The 21,343-nt window shown below is 38.7% G+C and carries 18 protein-coding genes and 1 tRNA gene; 15 read left to right on the forward strand and 4 right to left on the reverse strand.

The window, feature by feature from the left end:
- Positions 1–51: 51 nt before the first annotated feature.
- The 3 genes from OFN67_RS07510 to OFN67_RS07520 are packed head-to-tail and all read left to right on the forward strand — an operon-like array spanning position 52 to position 2,039.
- Complete coding sequence (locus OFN67_RS07510) at positions 52–669, forward strand: hypothetical protein (protein ID WP_270868895.1); 618 nt, start codon at positions 52–54, stop codon at positions 667–669.
- On the forward strand, positions 662–1,276 hold the full coding sequence (thiE, locus tag OFN67_RS07515) for a thiamine phosphate synthase (RefSeq protein WP_270874016.1): 615 nt from the start codon (positions 662–664) through the stop codon (positions 1,274–1,276). Before OFN67_RS07510 ends, thiE begins: the two co-directional genes overlap by 8 nt.
- Positions 1,263–2,039, forward strand: a complete 777-nt coding sequence (locus tag OFN67_RS07520; protein ID WP_270874017.1) for an undecaprenyl-diphosphate phosphatase — start codon at positions 1,263–1,265, stop codon at positions 2,037–2,039. Before thiE ends, OFN67_RS07520 begins: the two co-directional genes overlap by 14 nt.
- A 287-nt stretch (positions 2,040–2,326) precedes the next feature.
- Here OFN67_RS07520 and OFN67_RS07525 read toward each other — a convergent pair whose 3' ends face one another.
- Together OFN67_RS07525 and OFN67_RS07530 are read right to left on the reverse strand one after the other, a co-directional pair.
- A complete protein-coding gene (locus tag OFN67_RS07525) occupies positions 2,327–5,155 on the reverse strand; it encodes a tetratricopeptide repeat protein (protein ID WP_270868892.1) in 2,829 nt (942 codons plus the stop codon).
- A 113-nt stretch (positions 5,156–5,268) separates the two neighbouring features.
- Positions 5,269–6,582 (reverse strand): aminotransferase class V-fold PLP-dependent enzyme, encoded by a 1,314-nt coding sequence (locus tag OFN67_RS07530; protein ID WP_270868891.1) that lies wholly within the window; start codon positions 6,580–6,582, stop codon positions 5,269–5,271.
- A 106-nt stretch (positions 6,583–6,688) separates the two neighbouring features.
- Here OFN67_RS07530 and OFN67_RS07535 point away from each other — a divergent pair, with 106 nt between their 5' ends.
- From OFN67_RS07535 to OFN67_RS07580, 10 genes are all read left to right on the forward strand, one after another.
- Positions 6,689–7,516, forward strand: coding sequence for a DUF234 domain-containing protein (locus tag OFN67_RS07535; protein ID WP_333720335.1), 828 nt, complete (start codon positions 6,689–6,691; stop codon positions 7,514–7,516).
- Positions 7,517–7,587: 71 nt separating this feature from the next.
- Positions 7,588–8,154 (forward strand): elongation factor P, encoded by a 567-nt coding sequence (efp, locus tag OFN67_RS07540; protein WP_270859759.1) that lies wholly within the window; start codon positions 7,588–7,590, stop codon positions 8,152–8,154.
- A gap of 493 nt (positions 8,155–8,647) precedes the next feature.
- Positions 8,648–8,724 (forward strand) — tRNA-Ile (locus OFN67_RS07545).
- Positions 8,725–8,921: 197 nt separating this feature from the next.
- On the forward strand, positions 8,922–10,136 hold the full coding sequence (locus tag OFN67_RS07550) for a tyrosine-type recombinase/integrase (protein WP_270868890.1): 1,215 nt from the start codon (positions 8,922–8,924) through the stop codon (positions 10,134–10,136).
- A complete protein-coding gene (locus tag OFN67_RS07555) occupies positions 10,133–11,002 on the forward strand; it encodes a hypothetical protein (protein WP_270868889.1) in 870 nt (289 codons plus the stop codon). Before OFN67_RS07550 ends, OFN67_RS07555 begins: the two co-directional genes overlap by 4 nt.
- A 193-nt stretch (positions 11,003–11,195) precedes the next feature.
- A complete protein-coding gene (locus OFN67_RS07560; RefSeq protein ID WP_270868888.1) occupies positions 11,196–11,423 on the forward strand; it encodes a helix-turn-helix transcriptional regulator in 228 nt (75 codons plus the stop codon).
- Positions 11,413–11,757 carry a hypothetical protein gene (locus OFN67_RS07565; protein WP_270868887.1) on the forward strand — a complete coding sequence of 115 codons (345 nt, stop codon included), beginning with the start codon at positions 11,413–11,415 and terminating at the stop codon, positions 11,755–11,757. Before OFN67_RS07560 ends, OFN67_RS07565 begins: the two co-directional genes overlap by 11 nt.
- 52 nt (positions 11,758–11,809) lie before the next feature.
- A complete protein-coding gene (locus OFN67_RS07570) occupies positions 11,810–12,631 on the forward strand; it encodes a hypothetical protein (RefSeq protein WP_270868886.1) in 822 nt (273 codons plus the stop codon).
- A 243-nt stretch (positions 12,632–12,874) separates the two neighbouring features.
- Positions 12,875–13,228, forward strand: a complete 354-nt coding sequence (locus tag OFN67_RS07575) for a hypothetical protein (protein ID WP_270868885.1) — start codon at positions 12,875–12,877, stop codon at positions 13,226–13,228.
- Positions 13,229–13,238: 10 nt separating this feature from the next.
- Positions 13,239–13,415, forward strand: coding sequence for a hypothetical protein (locus tag OFN67_RS07580; protein ID WP_270868884.1), 177 nt, complete (start codon positions 13,239–13,241; stop codon positions 13,413–13,415).
- 405 nt (positions 13,416–13,820) lie between these two features.
- Here OFN67_RS07580 and OFN67_RS07585 read toward each other — a convergent pair whose 3' ends face one another.
- Entirely contained in the window at positions 13,821–14,066 is a 246-nt protein-coding gene (locus OFN67_RS07585; protein ID WP_270868883.1) for a desulfoferrodoxin family protein, read from the reverse strand.
- A gap of 115 nt (positions 14,067–14,181) precedes the next feature.
- Here OFN67_RS07585 and OFN67_RS07590 point away from each other — a divergent pair, with 115 nt between their 5' ends.
- Both OFN67_RS07590 and OFN67_RS07595 read left to right on the forward strand, forming a co-directional pair.
- Positions 14,182–15,501 carry a dicarboxylate/amino acid:cation symporter gene (locus OFN67_RS07590; protein WP_270868882.1) on the forward strand — a complete coding sequence of 440 codons (1,320 nt, stop codon included), beginning with the start codon at positions 14,182–14,184 and terminating at the stop codon, positions 15,499–15,501.
- Positions 15,502–16,182, forward strand: a complete 681-nt coding sequence (locus OFN67_RS07595; protein ID WP_270868881.1) for an aspartate/glutamate racemase family protein — start codon at positions 15,502–15,504, stop codon at positions 16,180–16,182.
- A gap of 89 nt (positions 16,183–16,271) precedes the next feature.
- Here OFN67_RS07595 and dnaE read toward each other — a convergent pair whose 3' ends face one another.
- The gene (dnaE, locus tag OFN67_RS07600; RefSeq protein WP_270868880.1) at positions 16,272–20,399 is read right to left on the reverse strand and encodes a DNA polymerase III subunit alpha; all 4,128 of its coding nucleotides are present in this window, start codon (positions 20,397–20,399) and stop codon (positions 16,272–16,274) included.
- Between the last annotated feature and the right edge of the window lie 944 nt (positions 20,400–21,343).

Genomic DNA, 21,343 nt, shown 5'->3' on the forward strand with positions numbered 1-21,343 from the left:
GCAAAATTTAGCCTTTTAAATTTTGCGCTTTTTTCTATTTAAAGGGCTTTTATGAAAAAACTGATTTTTATATTTTTATCGCTTTTGGTTACGAGTGCATGTGCGAGAAATGACGATTTTATCGTGGCGAAATTCCTAGGCTTCGTCCAAGACGAGGATAGATTGCTTTTTAAACGGGGCAAGACAAGGCTAATGTGCAAATTTAGCGAAGTTACGCTAATTGGCGAAAAGCAAGTCGCTAAATGTATTAAAGACAAAAAAGATTTAAAAACTTTCAAAAAAGATCAAAAAAATATGATCGAAAAATTTCTCGTCCCAACCCAGCGATATTTCATAAAAATCAGAGCCGAGGGCAAAAACGAGCTGATTTGCGATATCAGCACCGAAAAGTCAAATTTGGGGCTAGATTTGGTAAGGGCTGGACTTGCTATGCCTAAAAACGACGATAAAGAGGCGTTTGTGAAGGCTAGCGTTTTGGCGATTGAGGGTGAAAAAGGGTTTTTTGGCAAAAAATATTCAAAGGTAAGTAAATGCGCCTTTGGCATAAAAGATGAGCCAAAATCAAAGCCTTCTGAGCCTAAAAAAGAGCCTAGTGCAGAGCAACCTGAGCCAAAAAACGAAGAGCCAACCCCAAACAAACCAACGATAGAAATGTCAATCAATGAGTGAAATTTACGCCCTTACCGATGATGTTTTGACGCCAAATTCTAGCGTTTTTTCGCAGGTGCGTGAAATTTTAGATAGTGGCGTCAAACTCGTGCAGTATCGCTCCAAACTCCCACGCCAAGATGAAACTCTCATCGCTTCGCTAATCTCGCTTTGCGAGGATTATGGCGCGAAGCTAATCATCAATGACAATGTCGCTTTGGCGAAAAAACTCCGCGCTCATGGCGTGCATATCGGCATAGATGATGCAGATCCCGCCACGGCGCGCGAATTTTTGGGCGCAGGCTCAATCATCGGCGTGACATGTTATAGCGACATAAAAAGGGCTAAAATCGCCCAAAGTTGTGGCGCAAGTTACGCTGCGTTTGGGGCGATGTTTGCAAGCTCCACCAAAAAAGAAGCCCCGCTTTGTCCGCACGAAATCGTGCAAATGGCAAAGCGTGAGCTTGAAATTCCAGTTGCGATAATTGGCGGGATTAGTGAGCAAAATTTAGCTCAAATTTTGGCGTTAAATCCCGATTATATCGCGCTTGTGAGTGCGATTTACAGACCAAATAGCATTTCGCAAAACATAAAAAATTTACAAGGCATAATCAATGGATATAATTAGTGCGATAATTTTAGGCGTTGTCGAGGGGCTGACCGAGTTTTTGCCCGTAAGCTCGACTGGACACATGATTTTGGCTTCACATTTTTTGGGCTTGGAGCAGACAGATACGCTTAAATGCTTTGAAGTCGTAATTCAGCTAGGCTCGATTTTAGCGGTAGTTTTTATGTTTTTCGAGCGCTTGAAGCAGGATTTTTCGCTTTGGGTTAAGCTAATGGTCGGATTTTTCCCCACAGCAATCATCGGATTTTTGATGTATAAGACGATAAAATCGCTATTTTCGCCCGCCACGACAGCGTATATGCTTATCATTTGGGGCGCGATTTTTATCGTGGTTGAGTTACTTCGCAAAAAAAATCCGCCTGTGAGCCAGAGCGAACATTTCAGTGAAATTTCATACAAACAAGCCTTTATAATCGGGCTTTCGCAGTGTTTTGCTATGGTGCCTGGCACTTCTAGATCGGGAGCGACTATTATCGCTGGGCTTCTTTGTGGGCTTAGCCGAAATTTAGCCGCCCGTTTTAGCTTTTTGCTTGCGATTCCTACGATGTTTGCGGCGACTTTGTATGATACTTACAAAAACCTCGACACCTTCGCGCAAAATTCGCAAAATATTTGGATTTTTCTGCTTGGTGGAGCGGTTGCCTTCGTGGTCGCGCTAATCGCAATCAAGCTATTTTTGAGCTTTGTTAGTAAATTTGACTTTATCCCGTTTGGAATTTATCGCATTATCGTAGGAATTTTGTTTTTGGTTGTGATTTTGTGATTTAAATTTCGCCAAATTTCGCTTCGCAAATTTTGGGATACTGCGCCGAAATTTGCTAAATCTGTCATTGCGAGCTGATTTATAAAATTTGCTTGACTTGTCATTGCGAGACGGCAACGCCGTCGAAGCAATCTACGAGTATGAAATTTAAGGTCAGTGTTTTTTGTAGAATTTCATAAAATTCCGCAAATTTAGCGGTTGAAATTTTAAAATGCTAGATTGCTTCGTTCACTTTGCTCACTCGCAATGACAAATTTAAGTGTCATTGCGAGAAGTTGCGAGTAGAATTATAGGCGTTGCTTTAATTCTTCTATAACTTGTTTTAAAATTTTAACATTATTATCATCGTCAAGCATTTCATATATATTTAAAGCTTTTGAACAATAATTTATTGCTGTGCTATAATCTTCAAGAAAGTCATAACAAACCCCTAAATCAGTATAAACAGCAGCAGTATCTAGATGATTTTCTCCAAAGATTTTTTTTCTTATTTCAAGCGCTTTTAAAAAATATTTTATTGCTTTATCGTAATCTCCAAGATAGCCATAAAAAGTTCCTAAATTATTATAAGAACTAGCAGTATCTGGATCATTTTCTCCAAAAATTTCTTCTTTTATTTTAAGTGCTTTTAAGAGATGGTCTTCTGCTTTATAATAATCTCCAAGAGAACCATAGCAAGCTCCTAGATTATTATAAGAAGCAGCAGTACCTGGATGATTTTCTCCAAATTTTTCTTTTGTTATTTCAAGTGCTTTTAAATAATAATTTATCGCTGTATCATAATCTTCAAGAGATTTATAACAATTTCCTAGATTATTATAAGAAGTAGCAATATCTGGATGATTTTCTCCAAAAAATTCTTTAAAAATTTTAAGTGATTGTAAATAATATTCTATTGCTTTATTGTAATCTCCAAGAGATTTATAACATAGTCCTAAATTACCATAAGAACGAGCAGTATCTGGATGATTTTCTCCAAAGATTTCTTTTTTTATTTCAAGTGCTTTTAAATAATATTTTATTGCTTTATCGTAATCATAACAATTTCCTAGATTATTATAAGAACCAGCAGTATCTGGATGATTTTCTCCAAATTTTTCTTTTCTTATTTCAAGTGCTTTTAAATAATAATTTATCGCTGTATCATAATCTTCGAGAGAGTAATAACAAGCTCCTAAATTATTATAAGAAGTAGCGGTATTTGGATGATTTTCTCCAAAGATTTCTTTTCTTATTTCAAGTGCTTTTAAATGATATGTTATTGCTTTATCATAATCTTCAAGAGAGATATAACAATTTCCTAGATTATTATAAGAACTAGCAGTATCTGGATCATTTTCTCCAAAAATTTCTTCTTTTATTTTAAGTGCTTTTAAATGATAATTTATCGCTGTCCTATAATCTCCAAGAGATTCATAACAAACTCCTAAATTATTATAATAAGCAGCAGTATCTGGATGATTTTCTCCAAAAATTCTTTTGTTTATTTCAAGTGCTTTAAAATAATATTTTATTGCCTTAGTGTAGTTGGCTATATTAGTGTATGCAATACCAAGATATGAAAAAATCACTCCCAATCCATAATCAATATTTCTATCCGATAAATTTAATAAAATATCTATGAAATGAAACGAAACACCAGCTTCTAAATAAATTTTAAATTTTTCCAAAAGCCAGTCTATTGCGCTTTCTATGCCATCGATGTTTTCTTTGTGATAAAATGCTTCGTTTATAAATTCCATATAGTAGCCACAAGCTGTTTGGACGCTAAGGTCGCTAAGTTTGGCGTTAAAATAGCCAAAAAGCAATTTATGAACTTCACTTTTTAACTCAGTGTCGCACTGGTTTTTTAGGCACTCCTTCATAAGCCTTTGTATATAGTATCGTCCATCGTCTTGTGAAATAAACGAAAATTTGGCTAGTTCGTTTATCATCGTAGCGGGGTAGCCAGTGGAAAATTTATCTATGATTAATTTAAAAATTTCCTTGTCAAAGTAGTTTGCTACCGATAGTAACTCCAAAGTCGCTCTTTCGCTTCTATCAAGGTAACGCAAAAGCCTTTCTGCGACCTTATTTTGCTTTAAATTTTCAAAATTTTCAGCCCCGTTATTGCTCTCGTAAATTTCAACGCAAATATCTAGATAAAATGGCACTCCACAGCTACATTTTATGATATTATCTTGGATTTTAGTATCTGTGATACCGCAATTATTTAGAAAATATCTACAATCATCACTGCTTAGCTCTTCTAATATATGCTGGTCTAAATATTTATTCCACTCATTGCCATCTTCATCGTCTAAATCCCAGATTAGCCTTTCTCTGCCACCTATTACAAATAAAATTTTTTCATTTTGCGCTATGAAATTTCTAACCCACTCATCTTGTTTTAGCGTGTCGCCGTCATTTTTCTGTTTTTTACATAAAAGCTCGTAAGTATCGAGAAATATAACGACTTTTTTGTCGGGATTTTTATCTTTAAATTGCTCTAAATCATAGGCGAAAAATCTAGGAAGCTCTTGCCCGATTTCGTAGTGTTCTTTGATTTCTAGTTTTTCTAATTCTGTTTTTAGTGTGGGGTTTATAATATCTGCGAATTTTTTATACAAATATCCCACAAGCTTGGTCGCTAGTTCAGCCACGCTACCTGCATTTTCGCTTATAAACATAACTGCGCTTGAAATAATATCGCCCTCTTCTAAAAACGGCAAAGTCTCTTTTTTGAACTCAAAATTTGGATTTTGTTTTTTTAGATAAATCAAATACGCCAAAGAAAAGGCGTTAAATTTGACTTTAAAATTTATGCTAAATCTATCTGCTAGTTTTTTATACACTTCGCTTGGTGTGAAATTTTGGTCTTTTTCAAAATCATAATATGAATAAATTATTTTGTTTTTTAGCTTTTCATCTTTTTGTATCATATCCCAAAAATGCTCTTTTAAGCCAGTTTTACCGATACCACCGACGCCATAAAAGGCTAAAACAGAATAATCTTTTTGGTTTAAATTTTCCAAAGCTTTTAAAAATGCCTCTTTTGGCTCTACCCTGTCTGTGAAAATTCGCTCAGCTCTTGGTTTGGGATTATCGCTTCCGATTTTATTTGATTTTATTGCCATGCTAAATTCCTTATGACTTTTGAAATTCCAAACCAAAATTATATAAAATTTGATTTAACGCTTAAAATTTATCGCTTCGTAAGCGGTGCAGTATTTCTACCTTGCGGGAGCGATTAGCAACGATATTTTCCACTTACGAAATTTATCTTTGTGCGGATTTTGACGATTTCTTTGAGCGCGTGGGCGAGATAGGCGATATCGTCTTCGTCATTGACCCATGAGAAGCTTGCCCGCACCCAGCTTGGTTTGGTCTGATTTACGGGATCTGGCGCAAGCCCCGTCAGATCAAATCCATACGGCGCTGCGCAGTCGCACCCAGAGCGAGTTTGGATTTCGAATTTCGAGCTAAGCACGGAGGCTAGGGCGTCAGAGGCTAAATTTTGCATATTAAACGCAAAAATCGGCACCCTTGGCGCGCTTAAATTTCCGTAAATTTTAATCTCTTTGATTTTTGAAGTTTCATCGATAAATTTCGCATTTAGCGCGCTCTCTCGCTCTTTTATCGCCGCAAAGCCCACCTTACGGCGCAAATCCAGCGCCAAATACGCCCTAATGAGCGCCGTAATGCCTGGCGTGCCTGGCTCTTCTAGCCTTTCTTTGTCGATGACGAAGCTTTGCGAGTTAAAATCAGCGTATTTTACCGCGCCACCGCCCGCAAATGTGGGCTCCACGCCTTCTAAAAACTCTTTTTTCAGCGCCAAAATCCCGCACGCACCCACTCCACCGATTAGTTTATGTGCGCCAAAAAACAGCCCGTCGCAAAAGCCCAAATCCACATTATCATGCGCCACAAGCGCGCTAGCGTCGATGAAAAGTTTCGCGCCGTGCATTTTCAGCGCCAAAAATACCCGCTTATAATCGACTAAAATCCCAGTAGCGTTAGAACACGCGCTAAATACGCCATAAATTTCGCGCCCTTTGTTTGCGCCTAAAATTTCATTTAATTTGCCAAAATCCATAAGCCCGTCCGCACCCAGTGGCACGCGCACGAGTTCGCACAGAGCTTGGCGCAGGCTGATTTCAACTGAGTGGTGCTCGTATGGAGAGATCACGATTAGTGGAAATTTCGCGCGCTCAGTTGTGGCGAAATTTGTCAAATTTAGCCGTTTTTTGGTGTTTGGCGGCAGGTAAATGCCTAAAATTTCCCATAGCTTCTTAATCGCGGCTGTCGCGCCAAATCCGCACGAGATGAGGTAGTATCTGCCGGCGCACCCTAGCATTTCTTTGATTTTGGCGCGCGCATTTTCGTAGTATTCGCTCGTGGTGTGGGCGTTTTCGCCGCCGAGCGAGTGTGTGTTGGCATAAGTGCGCAAAACCCGCTCGATTTCGCGCTCGACGCTATTGCACGCTAGCCCAGACGCGGCGAAATCGAAGTATTTGAGCCCCTCTTTTAGTATTAAATCATTTTTTATTTTTTCGATTTGCATTTTTTACTCCAAAATTTTGTAAATTATACCTAAACTTGCTAAAATTAGCCGTTTTAGGAGGGGTGAAATTCTAGGGTTAAAACACACGGCTAGCAAATTTAGCCATTTGGAACTGAGTGAAATTTTGAAATTCCACTTCGTATTCGATGCTTTTGATATTTGCACGAAATATGACGATGTATTTAGCGCGATAGAGGCTGAAATTTTGCCGAATTTTAGGGAGATTGGCGAGAGGTTTAGTTTCGGTGGCGAGTATGAAAAAGAGCTAAAACAAGCGCTGATGAAATTCGCTAAATCCGATCGCAAAAAAATCGGTGTCGCAAAGATACTGCCCCGCTTCACCGCGCAAAAAATCACACAAATTTTGCTAGAAGCTGGGTTTTTAAATTTAGAAAAATCGCACGAAAAACGCCCTGTAAAACTGCATAAAAATGATAAATTACCACGAATTTTAAGACGCTATCAAATCACAGACAAAGTCCATTTTAACGATAATTTCTCGCGGTTTTGGTTCAGGTTTATCGAGCCAAATTTGCAAATTTTGGCGCAGGGCGAATACGAAAAAGTCGTCGGCGAGATTAGGGAGGATTTCGATAATTACGCGAGTTTTGGCTATGAGATACTCTGTCGCGAACTACTCGCGAACTACCTAAATATCGACATTTCGCAAATTTCGAGTTATTGGGATAAAAATAGCGAGATTGATATTTTTGCGAAATTTGAGGGGTTTTTAATCGTGGGCGAGTGTAAATACAAAGAGCGCAAAATCTCAAAAAATGTCCTAAACGAACTGCTCGCAAAGTGCGAAAATTCCGCGCTTGCGCCCGATATGGTGGCGCTGTTTTCGAAATCTGGGTTCTCAGGCGAGCTAGAAAAAATCAAAAATGATAGAATTTTGCTTTTTGATATAGAGGATTTTAAAATTTTACTTTGATTAAATTTGGCTAAATTTAAAGCTAAATTTAGTATAATCGCAGTTTTATGCAACCAAACTAAGGAGAAAAAATGGCTTATTCAATGGGCGATTTGAAAAAAGGTCTTAAAATCGAAGTTGATGGAATTCCGTTTAAAATCGTAGAGTATCAACATGTAAAACCGGGCAAGGGTGCAGCTTTCGTGCGCGCAAAACTAAAATCCTTCATCGACGGTAAGGTTTTGGAAAAAACTTTCCACGCAGGCGATAAATGCGAGGAGCCAAATTTAGAGCAAAAAGATATGCAATACCTTTATGATGACGGCGAGTATTGCCAATTCATGGACACAGAGAGCTACGAGCAAGTGGCAATCGCTGACGAGGATGTGGGCGAGGCGAAAAAATGGATGCTCGATGGCATGATGGTTAGCATTATGTTTTACAACGGCAAAGCGATCGGCGTGGAAGTTCCGCAAGTAGTCGAGCTAAAAATCGTCGAAACTGCGCCAAATTTCCGTGGCGATACACAAGGAAGCAACAAAAAACCAGCGACCCTTGAAACTGGCGCTGTGGTGCAAATCCCATTTCATGTGCTTGAAGGCGAGGTTATCCGCGTAGATACCGTGCGTGGCGAATATATCGAAAAAGCAAACAAATAATTCTTCCTTCCCTGATTAAATTTGGCGAATTTGCGAAATTTGTTAAATTTGCCGAATTTAGCGGGGAATTTTAAATTTAATCCTTAAAATTTGTTGTTAAATTTTGTTAAATATTCTTGCGCCTTTAAACACTGCGCCGAAATTTGCTTTGGGCTTGATTTTGGTTTGGGCTTGATTTTGGTTTGGGCTTGATTTTGGTTTGGGCTTGATTTTGGTTTGGGCTTGATTTTGGTTTGGGCTTGATTTTGGTTTGGGCTAATACTGCGCCGAAATTTGGGCGATATTTTTAAGCATGGATTGCGTGGATTATACTGCGCCGAAATGCGCGCGGTTCTTGCGTTGTAATGTGTAATGATTTGGCGCCAAAATTTGCGTGCGCGGGTTTAATATGAGTATCGCATGGCAAAAAATTTGGCGTTTGGCGAAATTTTGCGCTTTAACTAAAATTTAAGAAATTTTTTGTAAAATTACAGCTTATCCAATTTATTCAATCGGGCTCATAGCTCAGTTGGTTAGAGCATCCGGCTCATAACCGGATGGTCCCAGGTTCGAGTCCTGGTGAGCCCACCACCGCACAATTTCAGCCTTTTTTAAAAGCTTTCACAAACCACGATTTTAAGAGAGTTTTAAAGCATTTTCGATTACAATCAATTTCAGAGAAAATCAGCGATTTTCACAAAAAAGAATACATAAAAGGTTACATAACAGCACCATAAAAAAAAGTTATGTATCCCTAAAATGCAAAAACGATATTAAGGGACTTTGCTATGAATACATACGAAACAGACAGTCAACTAAAAAATTATAAGCTACCACAAGACAAAAAAGAAATTTGGCTAAAAGACAAAAAGACAGAAAATTTGTATTGCATAGTCAGACAGAACACAAAAAGATTTTATTACAAATATAAGACAAACAAAAAAGAGATAAAAATACCGATAGGCAAATATCCAAGTTTTAGCCTAAATGAAGCAAGGCAAAAAGCCCTAGAATATACGACAGCAAGGGATAGGGGCGAAACGATAAAAAGCGAAAAGGAAAAAGCCCTTACATTTAGCGACATTGCTACCGAGTGGATAGAAAAAGAAAAAGCCAAAGGATTAGCACCTAAAAACATAAGCAAAAGCATAGGGCGAATTGAAAAATACTTATACCCTACTTTGAGAAATAGAAAAATAGGCGAAATTTCAAGGCGTGAGTTAATCGAAGCGATTGAAAAAATCCAAGATTACGAAGCTAAAAAGGGCTTAACTTTTGAAACTTCACGCAGAACATACCAAATTTTGCGAAATATTATGAAGTTAGCAGTTAGCAAAGGCTATATTGATTTTAGTCCGATTAGTGAGATAGAATTTAAAGATAGCTTTAAAACCAAACCACGCAACAACCATTTTAACGCAATTACCGACCCTAAAAGATTGAGCGAATTTGTAAAAGCCCTTTATAGCGATACGACCCTAAATTTAATCACAAAAAACGCTTTAAAATTCGCACTTCACACGGCTTTAAGAACGGCAAATGTAAGGGGCTTAAAATGGAGTTATATCGATTTTAGCAAAGATTTAATCACAATTCCAGCCGATAAAATGAAAATGAATAAAAAAGCTAATGACTTTTTACTTCCGATAAGTAAGCAAGTAAGAGCGATTTTGCAAGAAATGCAAACCCTAAAAAGGGGCGAATTTGTATTTTATAGCGATATTGCACGAAGCAAAATGTTAAGCGAAAATACTATAAATCAAGGAATAAAGCGTTTAGGCTTTGGCGATGAAATGCACGGACACGGATTACGAAGCACATTTTCAACCATAGCAAACGCAAATACAAAGCAACACGGCTTAAATTCTGAAATAATCGAGCTATGCCTAGACCACGCACCACAAAACAGAATAAAAGCCATTTACGACCGAAACGAGTTTTTAAGCGAACGAGCCGAGCTTATGCAGTGGTATAGCGATTATTTAGATAGTTTAATAAAATGATATTGTTAAAAGCTTTTTTAGAAAACAACCTAAATAAAGAACTTGAAAAATTTAATAGTCAAAAAACCAAATTTTTATTAAAAGTTAAGCGAACGCAATTCCACGAAACAAACAAGAAAATAGACAAAAAACTACACGCACAATTTAACAAATTTCGCAATAAATTTTACTCTAAGAATTTGAATTTTAGCGAGGCGCAACTAAGAGCTTTAAGCATATTAAAAGAGCAAACAAATTTTTTATCACTACATAAAATCATAAAAAGCAATTTACCGACAATCGAAAAAGAGACAATTTTTAATCAAAATATGGACTATAAAATTTCATATTATGAAAAACGCCTTTTAACACGAACTAAAACCGACTTATTCCACCAAGAAATAATTTTAAAAGGCATAGATTTTGGCGATTTTGCAGACATAGAAAAAAATATTTATTATTGCTTAGATAATGCAGATTTATTATTAAATGGATTTCTTACGATGCAAGGCAATTACATTTTTTTCATAAATCCAAAATTACAAAAAAAAGATTACAAAGCAGAAATTAAAGGTTTAAATACAAAAATTAACACAGATATTTTAAAGCAATATAACAAACTTCGACCGATACCATTAAACGATTACAAAACAAATACAGCCCTTTTATATGCGCTTATGCACGAACGCAACAAAACAGATAAAGGAGCTAATAAAAAAGGCTATCAATACCGAGATTTCATAATCTCTGTTATCCAAGAATTTATTTATTGCAATTATCGTTTATACGATATACCTATAAAAAATCATAACCAAAACTTAATAAAAAAAAATTTGCTAATAGATAGCTTATTAAGCTTTTTGCATTATAGAAATGCAAAATATTAAAAAAACCACATACGAAATTTTGACCTTTTATTAAATACTCATTTTTAGGCACTTCCAAAATAATAACATTTTTAAAATACCGCTAAAACTATCAAAAATACGATTTTTTTGCAACCCATTTATAACAATTCTCTTAATTTTTCAAACATAGCTATGAACTTGAAAAAAAATTAATTTTTAAGGAGTTTTCATTATGGAAAACAAAAATTTGAATAAATGGCTAAATGCTAAACAATTAAGAGCGTATTTAGGTGGTATCAGTCAAGCCACGCTTTGGCGATACTATAAAAGGGACGGCAAACTTCCACAACCAAAAAGGATAAGTAAATCAATCCTTTTGTGGAATATAAACGAAGTTAATCAAAAATTAGGATTAACTTCCGAAGCTGAAACAGCACAAGGGGACGAAAATGAGCGATAAAAAACAAAATAAAAAAGCCATTTTGGCTATTCGTGGAAGCAAGTATTCTACTACTTTGATTTTAGAAAGCCTAATTCGTGGTGAAAAAATCACAAACCACGAATTAGACAAATTTCACACAAATAGCGTGAAAGATATTATATATAGTTTAAGAAAGAATTATGGGCTAGAAATAGCAGATATTCGTGTAAAAAACGAATTATCAAAAAGCTATCATAAGAGATATTTTCTTGACCCTAAAAACAAAAGAGCAATCAACCGCGCAAAAGGTATTTTAGACTATTTGCGAAAAGCAAAGGGCGCGGTTAATCTTTGCGAGGATTTATTTCGATAAATCCAAATAAAAAGGGCGGTTTGACCGACCGCCCTAAATAAAAATAAAACCTATGGAATTATACCAAAATATGGCGCATAATGCGAGTATTTTCAACAAGATTTTAGATAAAATTTCCGAAGCTGATTTATTTAGCATTTCGCAAAATTTATCTCAATTCGCATCGCCAAATTTTAGCGGTATCGACAGCCTAAGATTTACTGCAACCGACAAATTTATAAGCAAATTTACCAACTTCCTACAATCGCAAGAACTAACCCTAAACGAAACAGCCTTTAAAACCAACCATTTCAGACTATGCGATTTATATGGCTATAAAACGCCAAAGACCGCCCTATTTTGCAAAGTAAGCCAAAAGGTAAGTATTTATATATACTCCACCTCAGAGACGCTAGACAAAGCAAGAAAAGCGCATAGAAACTTAAAGGGATTTCGCTTTTTAGAAATTCACGGATTAAGTCAATACAACAGCCAAGCCAAAGAGCCGCTAAAACTCGACCGAAAAACCAAACGAATTTTAAAATTTTTACTCGAATTTATCGATAATAGAAAAAATCGCCAAAACTTGATTTTAAAGAGCCTTGATTACTCACTCGACTATTTTATCAAAAAAGAAGTTAATGCAGTTTTGGCGCAAAGTATAGCCCCTTATTTAACGAATTTAGATAATTGTAGATTTCATAAGCCAAAAACTCTTAATACTATTTACGCTCAGACCTCGACAAGAAAAGGGGCAAAGCCTATTAATGGAATTTTGCAAAGAGTGAAATTTTATGATAAAAAAATCAAACACGACAGCTCACGGGCGCGCGAGGCTATGCAAAGGCATATTATAAGGGCTGAACTCGTTTTTACTTTTGATAAGACCCCTTAGAAAAGCCCATAAAATCAATATTTGCTGAGGTTATGAAAGCGAAAGACAATAACTTCCGCACTAAATCGCCCTTTTTTAGCCACGCCAAATGCTAAGCAAACCACGCAAGGGGCGCACTCGCAACCGCTTATATAAATAGGCTTTCTAGTAGTGAATTAACATAATAATAAACCCAAAACTATACAAAACTATCAACTATGCTATAATAACAATTATCAAAATATATAAAACAGAAAGGTTAAAATGAGACAAAAAACAAGCGATAAATACAAAGAGCTAACAGCCGAATTTATAAGCGGTAATACCGAAATATCCAAGCTATCTAAAAAATATAAAATCCCTAGAACTTCGATTTATAGCCATTTTGACCGCAACGGATACGACCCAAGCACAGATTTAATCAAGGCTAGACACTTCATAAATCAAGGGCTAGAACACCTAAAACATTTCATTAAATCGAATATTTGCGACAACCCTAACAAACACACAAAAGAGCTAAACGAATTAGCAATTAAAAGCCTAATGGATACGCTAGAAAAAAGAACACGGCACAACAGCCACAGCTATAAACGATTTAATCCTAAATGCAATAATTAAGGCTGATGCTATGCTAGACCAAGCGAACGACCCTAAAAGCCTTTGTGATACTATGCAAGGCATAAAAAAGTTAAGCGAAGCAATAGGGCTACCCCCTAAACTTTCTAAATATGATATAATGCAAGAAATCAAAGAGCTAAACGACAAAGAGCCGTTTAAAATTGAGATTAATTATCTAAATTCATAGCGTAAGCTTAATTAAGTTTTTGGCTAAATTTTGGCTGATTTTTTACAAAGCTTAAAGATTTTTAGCGTGAAACATTGCTTTTAAGCATTGCGAAACTTAAAGCCAAAATTTCGAAATCGTTAAAAGCCCTAAAATAGGGGCTTTTTAAAATTTAGTATTGAAAATAGTTGTTTTCAAAACTAAATAACTACCCCTTTAAAAACTTAAAAATTTCGGTTACATAAAAGAATACATAAAATTAAATTTTCATTTTCAATAAATCCCTTATAATCGAACTTTAAAGGCACTTTTCAACAAGTGGTGAGCCCACCACCGCACAATTTCAACCTTTTTTATAAGCTTTTTAAAAACGATTATATAAAATTAAAAAATAAAATTTAAAGCCCCGAATTTGGGGCTTAGTGGTTATAAATTTATCGAAAATGTAAAATTTCCGTGCAGGTTACAGCGAGAGATTGCTTTTAGGGTTTTGATATCTTTTAGATTTAGTCTTGCGCTCAAAAATCCCCTGCTTGCGACTGGTTCTAACGAGGCTTTGGCTACGAGTTTATCATCTGCGTAAGGCTCAATCGCATAAATCCAGTGATCAGCGTCGCTTGGGTGGATTATTCCGCCCTGTCCGATTTTAAATTCGCCAAATTTATGGTGCAAAATTTAGAAAACAAACGAAATTTTAACCTTTCGTTATAAATTCAGCCCTAATTAAATTAGTTCTATGCAAATTTATTGTAAAATCGTAAGAACATTATATTTAAAAGGGGAAAAAATGTCGCAAAGTGACGCTAATGCGCCTAAAAAGCGCGGTATATTTGCATGGTATTTTGAGTCAAGCCTACTTTGGCGCATAATGATTGCGCTTGTTTTGGGTTCGGTTTTGGGTATAATTTTACCGCAAAATGCCACCGTTGGCGATACCACTTGGGTATCGATTTTAACGCCGTTTGGTGATCTTTTTGTGCGAATGCTCAAAATGATTATGGTGCCTGTAATCGTCTGCTCGCTGATAATTGGCACAAGTTCGATTGATCCAGCTCACCTTGGTAAAGTTGGCGTCAAAACGATAATTTTCTACGCGATTACGACGCTGTTTGCGATCGCGATAGGTTTGGCGTGCGGATTGATTTTCAGCCCTGGTAGTGGGTTGGAGCTAGATGCTGCCAAAGCTGTGGAAAAGAGCGCAAACGCTCCTGCGATGAGCCAAATTCTGCTAAATATTATCCCTACAAATCCGTTTGAAGCTATCGTTAAGGGCGAAATTTTGCCTATTATCGCATTTTGTATTTTTGTGGGAATTGGCCTAGCGTATTGCAAAAGTAGCGACGATGAGCGTATTGCGCGTAGTGCAGAGACTGTGTATGCGTTTTTTGATGGTATGAGCGAGATTATGTTTAAGGTTATTCGCTGGGTTATGCAATACGCACCAATCGGCGTTTTTGCGCTAATGTTCGTTGTATTTAACAAAGCTGGAATTGGCGCGATTAGCTCGCTTTTGACCGTTACGATTGCGCTATATGTAGGGCTTGCGGTGCAGGTTTTTGCAATATACTGCGTGATTTGTATGCTAATTGGTATAAATCCTGCGAAATTCCTCAAAAAAGTCCGCGCGCCTATGCTTACGGCATTTGTTACCAGAAGCTCGAACGGCACACTTCCTATTACAATGAGGACGGCTGATGAGGAAATGGGAATTCCAAAATCAATCTACGGCTTTGTTTTGCCTGTGGGTGCGACTGTGAATATGAACGGAACGACCGTATATTTGGGCGTTTGCACGCTTTTTATCGCTAATGCGTGCGGTATCGACCTAACCGCTCAAAACTACTTTACGATTATTATCACTTCTATGCTAGCAGCTATCGGAACAGCCGGTGTGCCTGGTGCTGGCGCGTTAATGTTACTTTTGATACTAGAATCAGTAGGTATCAGTGTAACTGGAACCGTGGCGGTGGCTTATGGTATGATACTAGGCATTGACGCGATACTAGATATGGGACGAACATCTATGAATGTTACAGGCGATGTCGTGGCTTCGCTATATGTAGCTAAAACAGAGGGCAAACTAGATACCTCAAAATGGGAGAATTAAATGCGTAGAGTCGGAGTAATCGGCGGTATGGGACCGCTAGCAAGTGCTGATTTGTATCTAAAAACGATAGAATTAACGGGGGCTAGAAGCGATCAAGAAAATATCCCGCTTCTAATCGATAGTTATCCGCAAATCGAGGATAGGACGGCGTGCATTTTCGGCGAGGGCGAGGATCCTACGCCAAAGTTAATCGAAAGCGCAACTCGCCTTAAAAATGCAGGTTGCGAGGCGTTTGTCATGGTTTGCAATACAGCGCATTATTTCGCGCCAAGGGTTTTGGAGGCTGTGGATTTGCCACTAATCCATATCGCAAAAAACGCAGTTAGCACGATACAGACCCGCTATCCAAATGCCAAAAAAATCGCAGTTTTGGCTACTTCTGGCACAAAAAAGGCTAGGGTGTATGATGAGCACTTAGAGAATGCTGGATTAATCAGCGTAGAGCTTGGCGAGGAAAATCAAGCTAAGCTAATGGATTGCATTTACAAAGGTGTGAAAGCTGGCAAAACCGCAGAATATGTGGAGACTTTCAAAAGCGTGCTAGATAGCATTGACGCGGATGTTTATATCGCTGGCTGCACGGAGATTCCGCTGTTTTTGCCACTCATTGAGACAGATAAGGTTTTCCTTGACGCTACGCTTGAACTTGCGCGCGCGATTGTGGAATTTGCCCGTTCGTAGCCAAATTTAATCAAATTTAATAAATTTAGCCCAAATTTTGGGCTAAATTTAGATTTTCAAATTCTTAAAATTTCCAAATTTCAGAAATTTCACGCAGCTAAAATTTTGCCCATTTTCTCGCCAAAATCGTCGCCGACGATATATTCGGTAGGATAAATCAAAACCTCGTTTTTAAACCTCACGCGCAAAATTAGCCGTTTGGAGTTTTTCAAATCCCGGTCATTGAAGGCTAGGGAGTAGATTTTTTGAATTTTGTCGCGGTTTAGCTCGCTAGCACTTATTTCAAACTCGAAATCCACGGCCTTTTTTCGCTGTTCCTCGCGCTCTTTTTTGCTTTGTTGCAAGGCTACAAGTGCGGCGTTTTCGCCCTTTTCAAAGCCATTATCGCCAAAATTTCGCCTCTCTTTGCGCGTAGAGCCGCCATAAGCCTTCGCTTCGCTAGGAGCGTAGTTTTCGATATTTCGCGCCTCATCGAGCGATAAAATTTCATCTAGGTAAATTTGATATTTTCCGCCGTAAGTTCCTGTGTTTTTCGCAAGCCTTACCCAAAATGCCAGAGGGCGTTCTAGGTCGCTATCGCTTAGGGCTAGCACGCTTTCGCACACATCGCCAAATGCCGCGACTTCGAAGCTTCCTGATAAATCGAGTATGGTTAAATTTGCCATTTGCGAGCCAGATTTTGTGGTGCGAGAATTTACGCTTTCGATTTTGCCGACACACAAAAGCTTCATTGATGAGCCATCATTTTGCAAAATTTCATCAAATTCACTCGATTTGCTGTGTGCGATAGGCGAAATTTCGCCCTCGAAAACTTTGAGCGGATTTCCTTGTAAAAATACGCCAGAGCGTGGTCTAAACCCAGCGTCTTTGGCGTTTTCTAGGCTTAGCATTGAAAGGAAGGAAACTTGATACGCTCCCTCACCAGCGGCACTTTTGCTGATTTTTATCATAAAAGCGTATGGTTTTTCAAGCTCAGCAGGGCTTAAATTTTCGATAGTTTTTAGCGTGTTGTCAAATACAGCTAGTTCATACGAGCCGTGCAAATCCAAAATGGTTAAAATTCCCATTTTTTTGCCAGTTTTTGTGATACGAGTAGTGATATCCTCGATCCGCCCAACGCTTAAAATTTCGGCATTATCGCCCGTGATCTCGCCAAATTGCGATGAGAGCAGGTAATCTATACCGCTCATTTGCTCTTTATAATCATCGAGCGGGTGGCCAGAGAGATACACGCCCACGGTTTGTTGCTCGAATTTTAAAATTTCACTTTGCGCAAATTCCTCAGCGTTTTCCACGAAGCTTACTCTTATCCCCTCGGTCATCTCCTCATCTTCGCCAAATAGCGAGCTTTGAGCGTCTTTTTTGATTTCTGTGATTTTTTTCATCACATCTAGGATATTTTCCATGTTTTGAATAATCGCAAGCCTAGTTTTACCCAAACAATCCATCGCACCGCCGTAGGTTAGGGACTCGATGACCTTTTTATTGACCTTGAAATTATCCACTCTGGTGGCAAAATCATCGATATTTTCAAAAAGCCTTTCGTTTTGAAGCTCCAAGATATTTTCAATCGCAGCCGAGCCCACGCCCTTAATCGCGCCAAGTCCGTAGATGATAGACTGGCCTGATTCGCTTGCTTCATCGTCGATTACGCTAAATCCGCGCAAACTTTGGTTGATTGAGGGCTGTTTAAGGCCGATTCCTAGGCGTTTGGCTTCGTCTATGTATTTGGCGACTTTCTCTGTGTTTCCCTCCTCAGATGTGAGCAAACCAGCCATAAATTCGGCTGGATAGTAGGTTTTAAGATAGGCTGTTTGAAATGTAATCATCGAATAAGCCGCCGCGTGGGATTTGTTAAATCCATAAGAGGCAAATTTCATAATCATATCAAATAGCTCGTTTGCCTTAGCGACATCAAAGCCGTTTGTCTTAGCCCCCTCTAAATACTGCTCTCTCATGTGAGCTAGCTTTTTTTCGTCCTTTTTACCCATGGCTCTACGCACCAAATCAGCTTCACCAAGCGAAAATCCGCCGATAGTTTGCACTAGCTGCATGACCTGTTCTTGATAGACGATGATTCCATAAGTCGGCTCTAAAATTTCCTTGATTTGCGGGAACATATACGAGGCTTCCTCGCGTCCGTGTTTGATATCTATAAAGCGCGGGATTAGATCCATTGGGCCTGGGCGATATAGCGAAATCATCGCGATGATATCTTCAAATCTATCTGGCTTTAAATTTACGGCTAAATCTTGCATGCCAGCGCCCTCGATTTGGAAAATTCCAAGCGTGTTGCCTGATTGGATTGTTTTATAAGTCGCAGGGTCGTTAAAATCTATTTTTTCCCAGATTATGTCTTTATCATATCGCCTTTTTATGAGTTTTAGTGCGCTGTCGATGACATCGAGAGTTTTAAGCCCCAAAAAGTCAAATTTGATGAGATCCACATCTTCTAGGTAGTTTTTCATATACTGCGTGACGATACGCGCATCATCGCCTTTATCTTGCTTGAAAAGCGGGGCCTTGTGCCACAACTCCTCGTTTGAGATAACAACGCCTGCTGCGTGCATGCCAGCGTTGCGGTTTAAGCCCTCTAATTGAAGCGCGAACTCCCATACCTGCGCGGCTGTGGGATCGCTTTGCAAAAGCTCGGCGATTTTTGGCTCTTGCTCGTAAGCACCCGGTTTGTATTTATCGCTACTTGGATCGCCGACGCCAGTTAGGGTTACGCCAGGGCCTTCCGGGATTAGTTTTGCCATTTTGTCAGCTTGCGAGAGAGGCATATCACATACTCTGGCGACATCGCGGATTACGCCACGAGCTAGCAATTTACCAAAGGTCGCTACTTGGGCGACATTGTATTTGCCATACTGCTTTATGACATAATCAATCACTTCGCCACGCCTTGCTTGACAAAAATCCACATCAATATCTGGCATAGAGATACGAGCAGGGTTTAAGAATCGCTCGAAAAGCAGGTTATAAGGTATCGGATCTAGGTCTGTGATACGAAGCGCATACGCACAAATCGAGCCAGCCGCAGAGCCACGGCCGGGTCCTACTGGGATATCGTGGTCTTTAGCCCAGTTGATGAAGTCTTGCACGATAATCATATAGCCTGAGAAATGCATACTTTTTATGATTTCAAGCTCTTTGTTTAATCTTTCTTCGTAAATTTGGTGTTTTGCCTCATCAATAAATTTTAATCTCTCTTTCAAACCCTCGCGGCATAGATAATCAAATAAAAAATCATCATTGGCAAAGCTATATCTAGCCTCTGGTTCAGGCAGGCTTAGGCCATGTTTGCTAGCGTATTCGAGGGTAAATTTGAAATTTGGCGGTGTGGGCGCGTAGCCCTTTTCCTCGAAAGCAAAGTGCAAATCGCACTTTTCGACGATTTCAGCAGTATTTGTGATGACCTCTGGCATATCGGCAAATAGCCTTTGCATTTCCTCATCTGATTTGACATAAAATTCGCTTACGACATGTTTTAGGCGATCTCCGTCGTTTATGGTTTTGCCCATGGCTATACACTGATACACATCGTGGGCTGTGGCGCGCTCTTTGTAGGCGTAGTGGGCGTCGTTGGTGGCGATGAGTTTGATATCAAGCTCGCGCGCTATGCGGATTAGATCTTTTTCGACATTTAGTTGCTCGCCGATACCGTGTCGCATGATTTCTAGGTAAAAATCATCGCCAAAAATCTCTTTGTATTCTGCGGCGGCCTTTTTGGCGGCTTCGTATCCGCCTGCGCCTCGTCTTAGGTTTCGTTCGCTTAAATTTAGGTGAAACTCAACCTCGCCCGCAAGGCAGGCAGATGAGCAAACAAGCCCCTCGCTATGCTCGCGAAGTAGTTTTTTGTTTATGCGTGGGTAGTAGTAAAATCCGTTTAAAAAGGCTTGCGAGCTAAGATACATTAGGTTTTTGTAACCGATTTCGTTTTTGGCTAGCAAAATTAGGTGGAAGCGATTTTTGTCGCTTTTATCGCCGATATCATCGTGGTTGTGGATATAGGCTTCGATACCGATTATCGGCTTTATGCCGTTTTTGCGCATGGTTTGGTAAAAATCGATCGCCCCAAACATATTGCCGTGATCTGTGATTGCGCAGGCTTTGGCGCCACGCTCGGCTAGGATTTTGGCTAGTTCGCTGACTTTGTTGGCCCCGTCAAGCAATGAGTATTCTGTATGCAGGTGTAAATGTGTGAATTCGCTCATAAAATGTCCTTTGATTTTGCGCTCATTTTAGCAAAAAGGGGTTAAATTTTGGCTTTTTGAAATTTGGAGAATTTGCTTAAATTTGTCATTGCGAGCTTTCGCAGAAAGCGAAGCAATCCAGGGAAATTTAAATTCAAAATTCAACCTAAATTTAGCATTGAACGATTTATAAAATTCTTGCAAAATTTGATAAATTCTGCAAAAATACTGAGCTTAAATTTTATATTCGTAGATTGCCACGAATTTTGCTTACCATTGTCATTGCGAGGAGCAAAGCGACGAAGCAATCTACGAGCCAAAATTACCAAACGCTAAATTTGCTGTCATTGCGAGAAAACGAAGTTTTCGAAGCAATCCAGGGGAATTCAGATAAATTCTAATTCAATTTTCTAACACTCTCTGAATTTTACTGGATTGCCACGGCGACTGCGTCGCCTCGCAATGACAAATCAAGTGTAAATTTTGCCTAATTTGTCATTGCGAGGAGCGAAGCGACGAAGCAATCTACGAGCCAAAATTACCAAACGCTAAATTTGCTGTCATTGCGAGAGCCAAAAGGCTCGAAGCAATCCAGGGAAATTTAAATTCAAAATTCAACCTAAATTTAGCATTGAACGATTTTTTAAATTTTAGGCGAAATTTTGAAATTCTCTGTAAGGGGGAAGGGGGCTTGAATTGCGAGGTCGCGCCCCTTCCCCCTTACAAACCCCCAACCCCCGACGACGCTTTACAAGGTGGCTAAATTTTAAAAAGCGTTGCTTTTTAAAATTTAGCTGGTTTTGTTTAACCGAAATGCTTCGCATTTCCTTGCAATGACAGATTGATGATTAGGGAATTTTACTGGATTGCCACGGCGACTGCGTCGCCTCGCAATGACAAATCAAGCGTAAATTTTGCTCATAATTAGCATTGCGAGATTTGCATTTCTCGCAATGCTAACGAAA

The sequence above is a fragment of the Campylobacter sp. JMF_11 EL3 genome, from assembly GCF_027736965.1.
Classification (GTDB): domain Bacteria; phylum Campylobacterota; class Campylobacteria; order Campylobacterales; family Campylobacteraceae; genus Campylobacter_B.